The sequence below is a fragment of the Dermatobacter hominis genome (assembly GCF_020715685.1).
GTDB lineage: Bacteria > Actinomycetota > Acidimicrobiia > Acidimicrobiales > Microtrichaceae > Dermatobacter > Dermatobacter hominis.
Genome location: NZ_CP085840.1, coordinates 645737 through 660513 on the forward strand (window position 1 = coordinate 645737; position 14777 = coordinate 660513).

A 14777-nucleotide genomic window follows, 5' to 3' on the forward strand; every position below is an offset into this window, starting at 1 on the left:
TCCACCCGGGTGCCGGTCCGTCCGGTGCGGGCGCGGCTCGACCCGGCGCGCTGAATACGCTGCGGCCCGTGACGGTACCAGCGAGCGGTTCCCAGGACGACACGTCGATCGAGCTGCGGGCCCACGTGACCGGCGTGTGCACCTCGGCGGTCGCCGAAGGCGTCCACGTCCGGGCCGGTGCCGCGGTCGTCGTCCTCGAGAGCATGAAGACCGAGCACCCCGTCGAGGCACCGACCGACGCCGAGGTCCACGACGTGCTGGTCGGGCCGGGCGACGACGTGACCGTCGGCGACGTCGTCGCCCGGCTCCGCGCCGCCGCCGCGCCGGCCGAGGTGGTGGCCGGGCCGGACGGGCCCGTCGGCACCGATCGACCCGACCTCGCCGAGGTGCTCCGGCGCCGGTCGCTGCTCGCCGACGAGGCGCGGCCCGAGGCCGTCGCGCGGCGGGTCGAGCGGGGCCGGCGCACCGCTCGCCGCAACGTCGAGGAGCTGCTCGACGCCGGATCGTTCTCCGAGTACGGCGGCCTGGCCGTCGCCGCGCAGCGGGGTCGGCGCAGCATCGACGAGCTCATCGAGCGCACGCCGGCCGACGGCCTGCTCACCGGCAGCGGGACGATCGACGGTCGCCCCGTCGGCGTGCTGGCCTACGACGCGACCGTGCTGGCCGGCACACAGGGCTTCGTCAACCACCGCAAGACCGACCGCCTGCTCGAGGTCGTCGAGCGCCACCGGCTCCCGGTGGTGCTGTTCGGCGAGGGCGGTGGGGGCCGCCCCGGCGACGTCGACGCGCCCTTCGTCTCGGGCCTCGACGTGCCGAGCTTCGCCCGGTTCGCGCGGCTGAGCGGGCAGGTGCCGACCATCGCGGTCGTGGCCGGCTACTGCTTCGCCGGCAACGCGGCGCTCGTCGGCTGCTGCGACGTGATCGTCGCGACCGAGGACTCGAACCTCGGGATGGCGGGGCCCGCCATGATCGAGGGCGGCGGGCTCGGGCGCGTCGCCCCGACCGACATCGGCCCGATCGAGGTCCAGGCCGCCAACGGCTCGGTCGACGTTCGCGTCGTCGACGAGGCGGCCGGGGTGGCGGTCGCCCGGGCCCTCGTGGGCCTCGCCGCCGGCGCCCGACCGGCGCCCGCCGACCCGCACGACCAGGCGCCGCTGCGCGACGCCGTCCCGCTCGCACGGAAGCGCCTCTACGACGTCCGCGCCGTGCTCGACCGGCTCGCCGACCCCGGGACCGTCGTCGAGCTCCGGCGGAACCACGCGCCGGGCATGGTCACCGCGCTGGCCCGGATCGACGGCCGGCCGATCGGCGTGATGGCGAACGACCCGTCCCACCTCGGCGGCGCGATCGACACCGACGCCGCCCGGAGCGCGACGAGGCTCGTCGACCTCTGCGACCGCTGGGGCCTGCCCGTGCTCTCGCTGTGCGACACGCCCGGGTTCATGGTCGGGCCCGAGGCCGAGGCGACGGGCCAGGTCAGGGCTTTCGGCGACATGTTCGTGGCCGCCGCCGGCGCCCGGGTGCCGTGGGTGATGGTGGTGCTCCGCAAGGCGTACGGCCTGGGCGCCCAGGCCATGGCCGGCGGTGGGATGCACGAGCCCGTGCTCGCCGTGTCGTGGCCCACCGGCGAGTTCGGCGGGATGGGTCTCGAGGGCGCCGTCCGCCTCGGCTTCGCACGGGAGCTGGACGCGATCGCGGACCCCGACGAGCGCGCCGCGCGCGAGGCGGAGCTGATCGAGCGGGCCTACGAGCACGGCGGCGCGCTCAACGTCGCGACCCACATCGAGGTCGACGACGTCATCGACCCGATCGACACCCGTCGGCGGATCCTCGACGCGCTGACCGCCGCGGGCTGACGGCCCGGGCGCCGCGACGGCGACGGCCGCCGACCGACCGCGACCGGGCTCAGGTGATGGCGATGAACGCCAGGAGCACCAGCACGAGCACGGCGGCGACGACGATCCACGGCCAGCCGTGGAACACCTCCCTGCGCTTCTGCGAGATCTCGTAGTCGACGTTCGCCTTCGAGCCCACCTTCGGGAGGTGGTGCTGCTCGGGCTTCCGTGGCTTCTGGCCGCTGCTTCCCACGGAGCGCCACGCTACCGTGCCCCGGCCGGTCCCCACCGCCCCGGGCCCCGATCGCCGGAATGTGACGACCCGTCAGATCCGGGTACGGTCCTCCGTCATGCGACTGGGAGACATCGCCAACGCGGACGCCGCCGGCGCCGGCAAGCCGCTCGACGGGATCCGCGTGCTCGCGCTCGAGCAGATGCAGGCGCTGCCCTACGCCACCCAGCTGCTGGGGCGGCTGGGCGCCGAGGTCATCAAGGTCGAGTCGCCCAAGGGGGGTGACATGGGCCGGTCGTCGCTGCCGGCGATGACCGATCCCGACGGCCGCCAGGTCGGGGCGACGTTCCTCCGCAACAACCTGTCGAAGCAGAGCATCTGCATCGACCTCAAGTCCGACGAGGGCCGCCGGCTCGTCCTCGACCTCGCCCCCCGCTTCGACGTCGTCGCCGAGAACTTCAAGGCCGGTGCGCTGTCGCGCATGGGCCTCGGCTACGAGGACGTCGCCGCGGTCCACCCGGAGGTCGTCTACCTGTCGGTGTCCGGCTTCGGGAACACGACCGACTCGCCCTACAAGGACCGTCCGGCGTTCGCGGCGATCGTCGAGGCGATGTCGGGCATCTACGACTACGCCGCCCGCGACGACCGCCCGCCGCCCGCCAGCCCGGTCGGCGCCCTCGGCGACATCTCCGCCGCGCTGTTCGCGGCGATCGGGGTGCTCGCCGCGCTCCGTCAGCGGGACCGCACCGGCGAGGGCCAGTACGTCGACGTCGCCATGCTCGACGCCCTGGTCGCCATGACCGACATCGTCCCGAACTTCTGGTCGATGGGCCTCCGGGAGCGTGCGCCGCTCATCCTCGAGAACTTCCGCGCCGCCGACGGGTGGTTCGTCCTCCAGGTCGGCCGCGAGCCGCAGTTCGAGGCGCTCGCCCAGCTGATCGGACGTCCCGACTGGCTGACCGACGAGCGCCTCTCGACGCGGCCCGGCTGGGTCGCCCACACGGAGGACGTGATCCGCCCGGCCATCGAGGGGTGGGCGTCGACGCGCACGCGACAGGAGGCCGCCGCCGAGCTGGCCGCCGCCGGCCTCGCCTCGGGTCCGTGCCTGACCGACGAGGAGGTGGTGCACGACCCCCACGTGGCCATGCGCGACATGCTCGTCGAGATGCCGCGGACCGACGGCGTCGAGCAGCCGGTCCTCACCCCGGGCAACCCGGTCAAGCTCTCCGGCGTCGCCGAGGGCCCCGAGACGCGGGTGCCGTGGCTCGGCGAGCACACCGACGAGGTGCTGGCCCGCGAGCTCGGGCTCGCACCCGAGCGGATCGCGGGGCTGCGCGAGGCCGGCGTCATCGCCTGACGCGGCGCGGCAGCCTGAGCGGCCGCTCACGACGACATCCCGCGCGTTGTGACATCGGTTACATTGCCCCGGTCAGCCAACTGGCACCTGGCATCCGGGGGGATCCATGCGAAGGAAGCACCTGCTGCTCGTCGCCGTGTTCGCGACCGCGGCGCTCGTCGCGAGCGCCTGCGGCGCCAGCGGCGACTCGAAGGGGTCGGAGTCCGACGAGGGGTCGACCACGACCACCGAGGCGTCGGCGCAGGAGGTCGCGGCCGGCCAGTTCGGCGAGCTGAAGGAGGTGTGCGGCGACGGCAGCGACACGATCGCGTCGGGCGAGGGCGGCCAGGGCACCGACAAGCTCTACGTCGGCGTCGCCACCGACCGCAGCTCGTCGGTCCGCCCCGGTCTCAACAAGGAGATGTGGGACGCCTCGGTCGCCTTCGTCGACTGGTGCAACGACCAGGGCGGCATCGGCGGCCTGCAGATCGAGCCGGTCGAGCTCGACGCGGCGCTGTTCGACGTGCCCGCAGCGATGACCAAGGCCTGCCACTCGGTGTTCGCGATGGTCGGCGGCGGCTGGGCGCAGGACAACCTGCAGTTCACCGGCAAGGACGACTCGGACTTCCACAAGTGCGGGCTCGTCGACATCCCGGGCTACGCCGTGTCGCCGCAGAAGGCGGACTCGAGCGGCCAGGTGCAGCCCGTCCCGAACCCGGGCACGTCGGTGTCGAACACGTTCATCCGCGACTACGCCGAGCTGTACCCCAAGGAGTCGAAGAAGGTCGCCATCGCCTACGGCGAGCTGCCGTCGCTCGAGATCGTGAAGGAGAAGTACGCGGCGGCGGCCGAGGACGCCGGGCTCGAGGTGGTCGCGCAGATCCCGTACCCGCCGACCGGCATGTCCGACTGGACGCCGCTCGCGCAGTCGATCATCAGCTCGGGCGCAGGGACGCTCATGTGGGTCGGTGAGGCCGGCAACGCCACGAGCGCGATCGCCAAGCTCAAGGAGCAGGGCTGGGAGGGCCACCCGCTGCTCGAGACCAACATGTACGACCCCCTCCTCTTCTCGCAGGGCAACGAGGCGATCGAGGGCGCCGTGATCCGCCAGACGGTCCATGCGGTCGAGGAGGCCGACGACTGGCCGGCGACGCAGCAGTACCTCGACAACCTCAAGAAGTACGTGCCCGACGCGAAGGTGGCGCCGCTCGGCATCCAGACGACGAGCGCCTGGTTGCTGTTCGCCGTCGCCGCCAACGCCTGCGCGAAGGCGAACGACGGCCAGATCTCACGCCAGTGCCTCCTCGAGCAGGCCGCGGCGCAGTCGGACTGGACCGGCGGCGGGCTCCACGCACCGCAGGACCCGGCCAAGTTCGACGAGACCAAGGCCAGCCCCTGCAGCATGCTGCTCGTCGTGAAGGACGGGAAGTTCGAGCGCCTCTACCCGGAGATGGGCGGCGACGGCGACGACGGCGAGGGCTTCCACTGCCCCTCGAACGGCGTCACGCAGGTGCCCGCCAACGCCGGCAAGGGCGTGGTCGCCCCGGGCGCCACGATCTAGCCCAGCCCCGAACTGGTTGTCGTCCTGCCGGTCATGACCGGCAGGACGACAGCCAGTTCGCTAGCGGTCGTGGACCTGGCGCAGGAACTGCTGCGTCCGGGCGTGCTGCGGGGCGTCGATCACCTGCGAGGGCGGGCCCTCCTCGACGACCACGCCGTCGGCCATGAACACCACGCGGTCGGCGACGTTGCGGGCGAAGCCGATCTCGTGGGTGACGACCATCATCGTCATGCCGTCCTCGGCGAGGGACCGCATCACGTTGAGCACGTCGCCGACCAGCTCGGGGTCGAGCGCGGACGTCGCCTCGTCGAAGAGCATGATCTCGGGGTCCATCGCCAGCGCCCGGGCGATCGCCACCCGCTGCTGCTGGCCGCCCGAGAGCTGGGCCGGGTAGTGGTCGGCCTTGTCCCCGACGCCCACCCGTTCGAGGTTGGCGCGGGCCCGGTCCTCGGCGTCCTTCTCGGACCGCTTCAGCACCTTCCGCTGGGCGATCATCACGTTGTCGAGCGCCGTGAGGTGCGGGAACAGGTTGAACTGCTGGAACACCATGCCGATGCGCCGGCGGACGGCGTTGACGTCGGTGTCCTCCTCGCAGATGTCGATCCCGTCGATCAGGACCTGGCCGCTGTCGGGCGTCTCGAGCAGGTTCACGCACCGCAGCAGCGTCGACTTGCCGGAACCCGACGGGCCGAGCACGACGACGACCTCGCGGTGGTCCACGTGGAAGTCCACGCCCTTGAGCACGTGGTTCGAGCCGAAGCTCTTGTTGAGCCCGCGGACGTCGACCGTGGGCCGCGCCGGCTCGGCGGCCGCCGGCGTCGGGGTGCCCTCGACGTCGCTCATCGCCGGTCCGCCTGCGTGCGGCGCTCGACGTAGCGGGCGAGGAACGTGAGCGGGAGCGTGATGGCCAGGTAGCAGACCGCGGCGGCCATCAGCGGGGTGTAGTTGCCGATCGAGTTCGAGATGGTGCGCCCCCAGGTCGTGAGCTCGCGCTGGCCGATGGCCACGCCGAGGACCGCGAGCAGCGAGGTGTCCTTGAGCAGCAGCACCAGCTCGTTGGTCAGCGGCGGGAGGATCACGCGGAACGCCTGCGGCAGCACGATCGAGCGCATCGTGACCCCGGCGGGCATGCCGAGCGAGCGGGCGGCCTCGACCTGCCCACGGGGCACGGCCTCGATGCCGGCCCGGATGGTCTCGGCGAGGTAGGCGCCGGCGACGAGCGCCAGGGCCAGGCAGCCGGCGCCCCACGGCTGCGAGAGGAAGCCCGGCAGGTTCTCGGCGCCGAAGGCGATCGGGAGGCCGAAGCCCACGATGAGGATCGTCAGCAGCGCGGGCAGCGCCCGGAAGATCTCGACGTACACGGTGCCGAGGATGCGGGCCGGCGGCACGTTCGACTGGCGCATGAGCGCCACGACCAGACCGATGACCAGGCCGCCCGTGTAGCCGATCGCGGTGTACACGAGCGTGTTGCGGGCGGCCTCGGTGACGATCTTGGGGAACTGGTCGGTGAAGTCGTCCCACTTGAAGAAGCGGTCGGCGAGCGCGCCCCACCGGACGGTGAGGGCGAGGGCGATCGCCACGATCACGAGGCCCACGAGGAAGAGGGCCCACTGGATGAGCTTCGAGCGTTGCGAGCGGGTCATGGGTCGAGAACGGGCCGGACCGGGCGACCACTCGGTCACCCGTCCCGGCCCGTCAGCGTGTCAGATCAGCTGGCCCGACGTCAGGACGTCGGGGGCTTCTCGCCGAAGTACTTCTCGTACAGCTCGTCGTACTTGCCGTCGGACTTCGCCGTCTCGAGCCCCTTGTCCAAGAGGTCGAGGATCTCGGTGTTGCCCTTCTTCACCGCCATGCCGTACTGCTCGTCGGTCTGGATCTTCTCGGTGATGACGAAGTTCTCGTCCTGGGTCGTCCGGTAGGCGTTGATCGGGTAGTCCTGCACGACCGCGTCGATCGTGCCGGCCTCGAGCGCGGCGAACAGGTCCGCCGCACCCGGCAGCGCCTGCACGTTCGCGCCGTCGGGCTTGTTGGCGTTGACGTACTCCTCGCCCGTGGTGCCGGACTGGACGCCGATGTTCTTGCCGGCGAGGTCGGCCAGGGTCTTGTACGTCGACTCGTTCGCCTTGGTCACCATGACCGACTGCTCGGCGTCGAAGTACGGGGCCGAGAAGTCCATGTTGGCCTTGCGCTCGTCGGTGATGGACACCGACGACACGACGGCGTCGCAGCTCCCGGCGTCCATCGCGGCGAAGATGCCGTCGAACGGCGTGACCTTGACCTCGAGGGTCCGGTCCGCGCCGTCGGCGATGGCCTGGACCAGGTCGATGTCGAAGCCGGTGTACCCGCTCGGGGTCTCCTCCTCGGTCGCCTCCATCTCCATGGGGGCGTACGGGATGTCGGAGCAGATGACGAGCTTGGCGGCGTCGCTGCTGCCACCGCCCGCCTCGGTCGTGTCGGACGACGAGGAGTCGTCGTCGTCGCCGCAGGCGCCGAGCACGAGGCCCAGCGCCGCCACTGCGGCGATCGCCGTGAATCGAAGGGTTCTCCTGGACATCGTTGCTATCACCTCATCTGGGTTCGAAACTCAGGGCCGAGAGCCTAGACGGACGACGAAGATCGCACCTCCCCGGGCCGGCGCTCGCCTCCACACCTGCCCGGCGAGTGACCGTTCCATCACCGTCCCGCGACGATTCCCACTGGATCCGGGGCGACCACCTGCCGATGGGACCGGGATGGCGATCGACCCCGACCCCGGCACGCGCTCCCCCGCCGCCCCGGCGGACCTCCCCGCGCCCGCCTCCCGGCCGGTGCTGCGTCGCGTCGACCTGGGCCTGGAGGAGCTCGACGACCCCGTGTGGAACCCCGACGCGGCCGAGTTCGTCGCCGCGGCCAACGCGGTCTCGCTGCTGATGCCCTTCGTCGAGCCGTACTTCGCCGGCGCCGTCCGCCGCGCGCTGCCCGAGCTGGCGCCGGAGCTGTCCGCGACGGCGCGCACGTTCGTCCGCCAGGAGCTCGAGCACCAGCGCCAGCACCGCCGGTTCAACGTCCGGCTCGTCGAGCGCTTCGCCGGCCTGCGCCGCCCCGAGCGTCGCGCCCGCCGCACCTACGGCTGGCTCGCCAGGACGCGGTCGCTGCGGTTCAGCCTGGCCTTCGCCGCCGCGTCGGAGACGATCGCGTACAGCCTCGCCCGGTGGACGAGCGACCACCTCGCGGAGTTCCTGCGCGGTGCCGATCCCGTCGCGACCGACCTGTTCGTGTGGCACCTCGCCGAGGAGGTCGAGCACAAGTCGGTCGCGTTCGACGTGTGGGCGTCGGTGGACGGCTCCCGCTGGCGCTACGCCCGGGCCGGGGTGCTCTCGCTCGTGCTCCTCGGCTGGCTCAGCCTCTGGTCGATCTTGGTGCAGCTCCACGAGGAGCGCCGTCTCCTCCGCCCGGCGACCTGGTGGCGGACCGCACGGCTGGTGCTCGGCTTCACCTTCGAGGTCGTGCCCACGATGTTCCTGTCGTCGCTCCCGGGCCACCACCCCGACCAGCTCGCGGACCCCGACTGGTACGGGCGCTGGCTGGTCGACCTCGAGCACCGTCGTGGGGCGGCGCGCCCCGAGGCGCCGATCAGTCGACCAGCGTGATCGCGTACTCCGGGCAGTTGTCGGCCGCGAGCTCCGCCTTCTCGCGCAGCTCGGCGGGCACCTCGCCCTCGACGAGCAGGACCGCGTAGCCCTCGTCGTCGACGTCGAACAGCTCGGGGGCGAGCAGGTAGCACCGGTTGTGGCCCTGGCACGCGTCGCGGTCGAACTGGATCCTCATGTGGCCTCCTCGGTCCTGGCGGGTCGTCGGCGCCCGGCTCAGGCGGTGCGCAGGATGCGGACGGGCAGCTCGCGGGGGCCGCGCACCTGGCCGGTGGACCAGCGCACGCCCTCGGGATCCGCGAGCTCGTAGTCGGGGACCCGCGCGAGCCACTCCTCGATCGCGATCCGCAGCTCCATGCGGGCGAGGTTCGAGCCGAGGCACCGGTGGATGCCGAGGCCGAACGCGGCATGGCGGTTCTTGCGCCGGTCGATCACGAACCGGTCGGCGTCCTCGAACGCCTCCGGGTCGCGGTTGGCGGCCGGGAACGGCAGGAGCACCCAGTCGCCCTCGTGCACCGGGCAGCCACCGAGCTCGGTGTCCTGCGCCACCATGCGGGCCATCGTGACCGGTGCGTAGAAGCGCAAGAACTCCTCGACCGCGAACGTCATGAGCTCGGGCTCGTCGAGCAGGCGGCGGCGGTCGTCCGCGTGCTGGGCCAGGTGCCACAGCGAGGCGCCGATGGCGGACCACGTCGTGTCGATGCCCGCGATGAGCGCGAGCGCCACGGTGCCCTCGACGTGGCCGTCCTCGAGCGGCTCCCCGTCGATCTCCTGCTCCAGCAGGTACGACACGAGGTCGTCGGCCGGCGACTCGCGGTGCTTCGCGATGATCTCCTGCAGGTAGAAGATCATCGAGTCCTCCTCGTCGACCGGGCCCGACTGGCCCGGCTTCTCGAGGATCCGGTGGATGAAGGTCCGGAAGCGGTCCCCGTCCTCCTTGGGCACGCCCAACATGTGGGCGATCACCCGCACGGGGATGTGCTGCGTGTACTCGGTGGCTGCGTCGACCACGTCCCGGTCACCGGTGGTGACGTCGGCGAGCAGGCCGTCGATGAGCTCGGCGCAGAACGAGCGGGTCAGGTCCTCGAGCGGGGCCACGGCCTTGGGCGAGAACGCCGGCAGGAGGATGCGACGGGCCTTGTCGTGGAACGGCGGGTCGGAGGTGATCGGCGGCGCGAAGCCGACGGGCGCCGGGGCGAGCGGGCGGAAGTCGCTGACGATCACGCCCCGCGAGCTGAAGTGCTCGGTGTCGTGCGCGACCGTCGAGACGTCCTCGTGGCGGGTGGGCAGCCACGTGCCGCCGAAGCGGTCGCTGTGGGCCACGGGGCAGCGCTCCCGGAGGTCGTCCCAGATCGCCGGGGCGGCCTGGGCGTAGGCCTCCTCGGTGTGGTCGAAGTCGGTCGCCCAGTCGACGATCCCCGAACCCTCGGGCGGCTCCAGCATCGGTCACCTCCGTGTCGCCCCGGACCGGTCAGGCCCGGGTCCCCCGTGACGAGCACCGTATCTCGCTGACCATGTGGTCAGTGAGGTGCCGAACACATGTCACTGCCGGTGACCGACGGTCAGGCACTGCCCGTCTCTTCAGCCCCACTCTCGATGTCGTGCAGAGGGGGCGCTCGGCGCTCTAGAGAGGGTGTGGAGGTGGTGAGGGTGGACGACGACCGGGCGGCCTTCACGTCGTTCGTCGCGGAGGTGGAACCGCGTCTGAGGCGGGCCTTCTCCCTGCTCCGAGGCCCCGACCTGGGCCGCGACGCCACCGCGGAGGCGTTGGCCTGGGCCTGGTCCAACTGGTCGACCGTGCAGGCGATGGACAACCCGGCGGGCTACCTGTACCGAGTCGGCGCGAGCCGGACGCGTCCGCCGAAGGCCCGGTTCGATGCGCTGCACGCGCCGGAGGCGGCGCCGGACTACGAACCGGGGCTGGTCCCCGCGCTCGCCGCGCTGCCCGAGCGACAGCGGACGGTCGTGGTCCTGGTCCACGGCTGCGGGTGGACGCACCGGGAGGTCGCCGACGCGCTCGACATCTCACGGTCGTCGGTCGGGACGCACGTGGAGCGCGGCATGGCGCGGCTCCGCGACGAGTTGGGGGTGACCGCACGTGACTGACCTCGAGACGATGATCCGGTCGTGGGCCGACAGAGCTGCCGACGGCGGTCCGACCGCGGTGACCGCAGACGAGGCGATCGAGCGCTCGACCGCAGCACCGGCCACCCGACGAGGTCCACGCCGCGTGCTGGCAGCCGCGGCGGTCGCCCTCCTCGCCGTCTCGGTCGCGACCGTGCTCGGCACCCGCGGTGGAGGCGGTGACGACGTGGTGTCGGGACCGCCGCAGCCGTCCAGGTCGACGGCGACTCCCGACGGGGTCCTGCCGTTCCGGCTGCTCGGCGCGGGGGAAGGTCCGTCAGCGACGATCGGAACGGTCGCGGCGGCGACCACCGTCGCCGAGCTCGACGACCTGTGGTCCGCGGCAGGTCTCGCCGTGCCCGCGCCGGACGTCGACCTCCGGGACGAGGTCGTCGTCTCGCTCGCCGTGGTGCGCGCGTGCGGTGCGGAGCTCGGCCAACTCGACGCGATCGCAGGTGTCGTCCAGCCGGACGTCGAGATCCGGCCCTGCGGTGGGCCATCGCCGGCGGCGACGTTCGTGGTCGCGATCGACTGGCAGCGCGTCGGTGCCGTGCTGCACGTTCGCCTGCCAGGCGCACTCGGGCCGGACGTCGGAAGTCGCGACCTCGTCGTCGCCCGGCCGGGCGACCGCGCGCTGGATGACGCCGCACCGCCCGACACCGCCGCAGCCTGCGTCGCGGACAACCCCGTCGGTCAGGACCTCGGCGTCCTCCCGGCGAGCGTCGCCGACGCGATCGGCCCCGGCGGAGCGGCCTGGGGACGCGGGTCGCTCTACACGCTCCCGGTCGGTCCGGACTTCCCGGTGCAGGACGCAGGCGGGCGCCACGACGTCAAGCTGGCGTGGTTCCGGGCGGCGCCAGGAGACCTGACGCTGAGCGCCACCCGCACGGGCGGCGGCGGCACGTTCGTCGGCGAGGTGCCGTCGGGCTACCAGCCGGTCGGGCTCCAGGTGTCGGGGCTCTCCTTCGACCGCGCCGGGTGCTGGGTCGTGACCGGGCGCCACGAGGACGGCTCGGAGCTCACGTTCCGCCTCTGGGTCCCATGACCCCCGCCGGAGCTGCCACACTCCGCGCATGTCGTCGGTCGTCATGATCCACGGGGCCTTCCACGAGCTGTGGGGCCCGTTCCGGCTCTGGACCCGCTGGACGCCGAGCGTGCTCGACGGCCTGTGGGTCGCAGGCGTCTCGATGCGCGACGTCTCGCTCCCCCGCCTGCAGGACGCGTCCGTCGTCGCGTTCTGGGGCGACCTCGTGCGCCCCGAGCCCCGCACGCCCGACCAGCTGGCGGCCGAGACGACTGCGGGCGAGCCGCCGGACGCGGTGGCGGACCTGGTCGAGGGCGTGGGCAGCACGCAGGGCCCGGGCGGGACCGACCTCGATGCGCTCGTCCACCAGGTCGCCAAGGACACGAACGCCCGCTCCATGGAGCTGCTGGCGCAGTACGTGCTCGACCCCGACGTGCGGGCGAAGGTGCACGAGCGGCTGGAGCGCCACCTCACGCCCGACACCAGGGTGGTCGTCGCCCACTCCTTGGGCACCGTGATCGCCTACCAGGTCCTCTGCACGCGCCCCGACCTCGAGGTCGACCTCATCACGCTCGGCTCGCCGCTCGGCGATCCGAACATGGTCTTCCCGCTGCTGCAGCCGGCACCGGTCGACGGCAAGGGCGTGTGGCCGGCGGCGGTGAAGCGGTGGACGAACGTGGCGGCGGAGGGCGACCTGGCCACCGCGGCGTGCCCGCGCCTCGCCGAGGCGTTCGGCGACCGCGTCGAGGACCACCTCGTGTTCAACGGGCGCCACGCGCACAACGCCGAGCCGTACCTGAACTCCGTGCCGACCGGCGCCGCGCTGGCCGACGCGCTCGGCCTCGAGCGCCGCTGCTGAGCGGGCGTCGGCGGTCGCGGGCGTGCCCGCCGTCCCGGCGGCGTCAGTGCGTCGGGACGGCGTCCGGGTCGGCCGCCACGTGGCGGTCGACGAACGCGTCGAGCGCCATCACGACCCGGGCGGAGGCGTCGGACCACGGCATCAGGATCGGGAAGACGTGGAACATCCCTGGCTCCTCCATGGCCTCGACCTCGACGCCGGCACGGCGCAGCGCGACGACGAAGTCGCGGATCCCGTCGCGGAACATCTCGTCGCCGCCGGAGCACACGAACGTCGGCGGGAACCAGTCGGGGTCCGGGGTGGCGTAGATCGCCGACACCCGGGCGTCGCTCGGCTGCACGCCGTGCAGGTACGGCGTGACCGGCACGTTCCACGGCAGGATGTCGTGCTGGGCGTTGTCGGTGATCGACGGCTGGTCGAGGTCGAGGTCGACCTCGGGCGAGAACAGGAGCAGCGCCGCCGGTGCCGGCAGGCCCCGATCGGACAGCGCGCCCATCAGCGAGGTGGCGAGCCCACCACCGCCCGAGTCGCCGGCCACGATCAGGTGCGCGGGGTCGACGCCCCGCTCGAGCAGCGCCGCGTAGACGTCGGCGGCGTCGTGCACCCCGGCCGGGAACGGGAACTCGGGGGCCAGGCGGTAGTCCGCGATGTAGAGCTCGCAGCCCGTGCCCTTCACGAGCGACGCCGCGAACGCGGAGTACATCATCGGCGAGGTTCCGATGTAGCCGCCGCCGTGCAGGTACAGGATCGTGCCGTCGATCGACGCCTTGTGCTCGTCCTCCGCGACGTGGGCGTCGGAGCTGGCCCGGCGCCGGCACCACAGGCCCGGCACGCCGGCGATCTCGTCGCCGGTCAGCTCGACGTCGTCGGTCATCTCGACGAACGGCGGCATCACGACCTGGCAGAGCTCGTCGAGGACCTTCTCCATCGAACGGAACTCCTCGATCGGGAGACCCATCGAGAACCCCATGAACGAGCGCACGACCTGGCGGGTCACCGACCGCCCGACGTTGTCGAGCAGGCTGCCCGGCCCCTCCCACGGCCGACGGAACGGGACGCGGGCGAGGCCGTTCACCATGTTCTCGGCCAGGCCGACCAGCGTCACCGCAGCGACGGGGACGGACGCGGTCTGCACCTCGGGGCGGTCAGCCATCACCATGGCGGACAGGCTATTGGGGCACCGGGCGGAACCGGCGCAGCCTGCGCCGGTTCGCGCCGGATCAGCGCGAGGTCGTCGTGGCCGGCGGCCGGCGCAGCGGCGCGCCGGTGACGGGATCGCGGACGATCGTGCGCCCGGTGGGCCCGGCCTCGCGCTTGTACCAGCGGAACCAGATCACGGCCATCACGGTCCAGATCACCGGGAGGTTGCCCACCTTCATCAGCACGCCGGCGGTCTGCTGGTCGTTGAGGGCGTCGATGTCGGCGAGCCGGGGCGCCAGCTCGTAGGTGCTGTAGAGCGGCTGGGACGCGAACGTCAGGAAGCCGCCCGGGATCATCGGCATCAGCGCGGCGGCCGCGAACAGGTAGACGAGCTTGATCGGCGCCGAGCTGGCCCGGGCCTCGGGGAGCGGGCTGATGATCGGCGTCCACAGGATGAAGCCGGACACGAGCCAGATCATGTCGAGGGCGAACGAGCCGAACTGCGTCGCCCGCAGCGTGTCCACGGCGATCGGCGAGTGGGTGACGATCAGGATCACGTTCGAGACGATCGCGGCGACGAGCGGCCGGGCGAGGATCCGGTGCACGCCCTCGAGGTGCAGCGTCGAGATGATCCGGCGGCCCATCCACTCGGGCGTCCCGAGCATGAGCAGCGGCGCGGCGGCGAGCGTGTAGAGCATGTACTGCATCATGTGGATCGACGAGAGGTAGCTGGCGCCGAGCGTGCCGATCGGCCAGTCCGACGCGATCCAGAGGAAGGCGATGCCCAGGCCGAACTGCCACGGCCGGCGGCGTCGGCGGGCCCTCGCCGAGCGGGCGTCGTCGGGGTCCTCGGGCAGCGGCTCGGGCCCGTGGCGCCGCACGGCGACGGCGTAGCCGACGACCATCGCCACGCTGAGCAGCCAGACGCCGAGGTACGGCCGGGGCGTCCAGGACCACTTCTCGACGATGGCCGAGCACCACCACCTCATGCGGCCATGCTCCCACGCCGCTCGGCGAGCGGACCAACCGCGGCCGGC

General features: G+C 72.4%; 15 protein-coding genes. 7 read left to right on the top strand and 8 right to left on the bottom strand.

The annotated features are described in order from the left end of the window. Positions 1-68: 68 nt before the first annotated feature. On the top strand, positions 69-1856 hold the full coding sequence (locus tag LH044_RS03045) for a carboxyl transferase domain-containing protein (protein WP_227758326.1): 1788 nt from the start codon (positions 69-71) through the stop codon (positions 1854-1856). Between the two features lie 49 nt (positions 1857-1905). Here the strand turns inward: LH044_RS03045 and LH044_RS03050 are convergent, their stop codons facing one another. Then, a complete protein-coding gene (locus tag LH044_RS03050; RefSeq protein ID WP_227758327.1) occupies positions 1906-2088 on the bottom strand; it encodes a hypothetical protein in 183 nt (60 codons plus the stop codon). A gap of 97 nt (positions 2089-2185) precedes the next feature. On the opposite strand from LH044_RS03050, the gene LH044_RS03055 reads away from it, so the two are divergent. Next, positions 2186-3424: a CaiB/BaiF CoA transferase family protein gene (locus LH044_RS03055; RefSeq protein WP_227758328.1), complete on the top strand. Its 1239-nt coding sequence runs from the start codon at positions 2186-2188 to the stop codon at positions 3422-3424. 106 nt (positions 3425-3530) lie between these two features. Further along, on the top strand, positions 3531-4964 hold the full coding sequence (locus tag LH044_RS03060; RefSeq protein ID WP_227758329.1) for an ABC transporter substrate-binding protein: 1434 nt from the start codon (positions 3531-3533) through the stop codon (positions 4962-4964). Between the two features lie 60 nt (positions 4965-5024). On the opposite strand, the gene LH044_RS03065 is transcribed toward LH044_RS03060, so the two are convergent. From LH044_RS03065 to LH044_RS03075, 3 genes are all read right to left on the bottom strand, one after another. Beyond that, the gene (locus LH044_RS03065) at positions 5025-5807 is read right to left on the bottom strand and encodes an amino acid ABC transporter ATP-binding protein (RefSeq protein WP_227758330.1); all 783 of its coding nucleotides are present in this window, start codon (positions 5805-5807) and stop codon (positions 5025-5027) included. Continuing rightward, positions 5804-6607 carry an amino acid ABC transporter permease gene (locus LH044_RS03070; RefSeq protein WP_227758331.1) on the bottom strand — a complete coding sequence of 268 codons (804 nt, stop codon included), beginning with the start codon at positions 6605-6607 and terminating at the stop codon, positions 5804-5806. The genes LH044_RS03065 and LH044_RS03070 overlap by 4 nt, the downstream gene beginning before the upstream one ends. Positions 6608-6687: 80 nt before the next feature. Beyond that, positions 6688-7518 (bottom strand): transporter substrate-binding domain-containing protein, encoded by an 831-nt coding sequence (locus LH044_RS03075; protein WP_227758332.1) that lies wholly within the window; start codon positions 7516-7518, stop codon positions 6688-6690. A 178-nt stretch (positions 7519-7696) separates the two neighbouring features. On the opposite strand from LH044_RS03075, the gene LH044_RS03080 reads away from it, so the two are divergent. After that, on the top strand, positions 7697-8593 hold the full coding sequence (locus LH044_RS03080; RefSeq protein ID WP_227758333.1) for a metal-dependent hydrolase: 897 nt from the start codon (positions 7697-7699) through the stop codon (positions 8591-8593). Here the strand turns inward: LH044_RS03080 and LH044_RS03085 are convergent. After that, positions 8577-8771 carry a ferredoxin gene (locus LH044_RS03085; protein WP_227758334.1) on the bottom strand — a complete coding sequence of 65 codons (195 nt, stop codon included), beginning with the start codon at positions 8769-8771 and terminating at the stop codon, positions 8577-8579. The genes LH044_RS03080 and LH044_RS03085 overlap by 17 nt on opposite strands. A 38-nt stretch (positions 8772-8809) precedes the next feature. Continuing rightward, complete coding sequence (locus LH044_RS03090) at positions 8810-10036, bottom strand: cytochrome P450 (RefSeq protein ID WP_227758335.1); 1227 nt, start codon at positions 10034-10036, stop codon at positions 8810-8812. A gap of 207 nt (positions 10037-10243) precedes the next feature. Between LH044_RS03090 and LH044_RS03095 the strand changes: the two genes are divergently transcribed. Genes LH044_RS03095 through LH044_RS03105 form a run of 3 tightly spaced genes read left to right on the top strand, consistent with a single transcriptional unit; the run spans position 10244 to position 12600 of the window. Beyond that, on the top strand, positions 10244-10699 hold the full coding sequence (locus tag LH044_RS03095; RefSeq protein WP_227758336.1) for an RNA polymerase sigma factor: 456 nt from the start codon (positions 10244-10246) through the stop codon (positions 10697-10699). Further along, complete coding sequence (locus LH044_RS03100) at positions 10692-11762, top strand: hypothetical protein (protein ID WP_227758337.1); 1071 nt, start codon at positions 10692-10694, stop codon at positions 11760-11762. The genes LH044_RS03095 and LH044_RS03100 overlap by 8 nt, the downstream gene beginning before the upstream one ends. A 28-nt stretch (positions 11763-11790) precedes the next feature. Continuing rightward, a complete protein-coding gene (locus LH044_RS03105) occupies positions 11791-12600 on the top strand; it encodes a hypothetical protein (RefSeq protein ID WP_227758338.1) in 810 nt (269 codons plus the stop codon). 43 nt (positions 12601-12643) lie between these two features. Here the strand turns inward: LH044_RS03105 and LH044_RS03110 are convergent, their stop codons facing one another. Then, entirely contained in the window at positions 12644-13759 is a 1116-nt protein-coding gene (locus LH044_RS03110; RefSeq protein WP_227758339.1) for an alpha/beta hydrolase, read from the bottom strand. A gap of 61 nt (positions 13760-13820) precedes the next feature. Next, positions 13821-14729 carry a cytochrome c oxidase assembly protein gene (locus LH044_RS03115; RefSeq protein ID WP_227758340.1) on the bottom strand — a complete coding sequence of 303 codons (909 nt, stop codon included), beginning with the start codon at positions 14727-14729 and terminating at the stop codon, positions 13821-13823. Positions 14730-14777 lie beyond the last annotated feature (48 nt).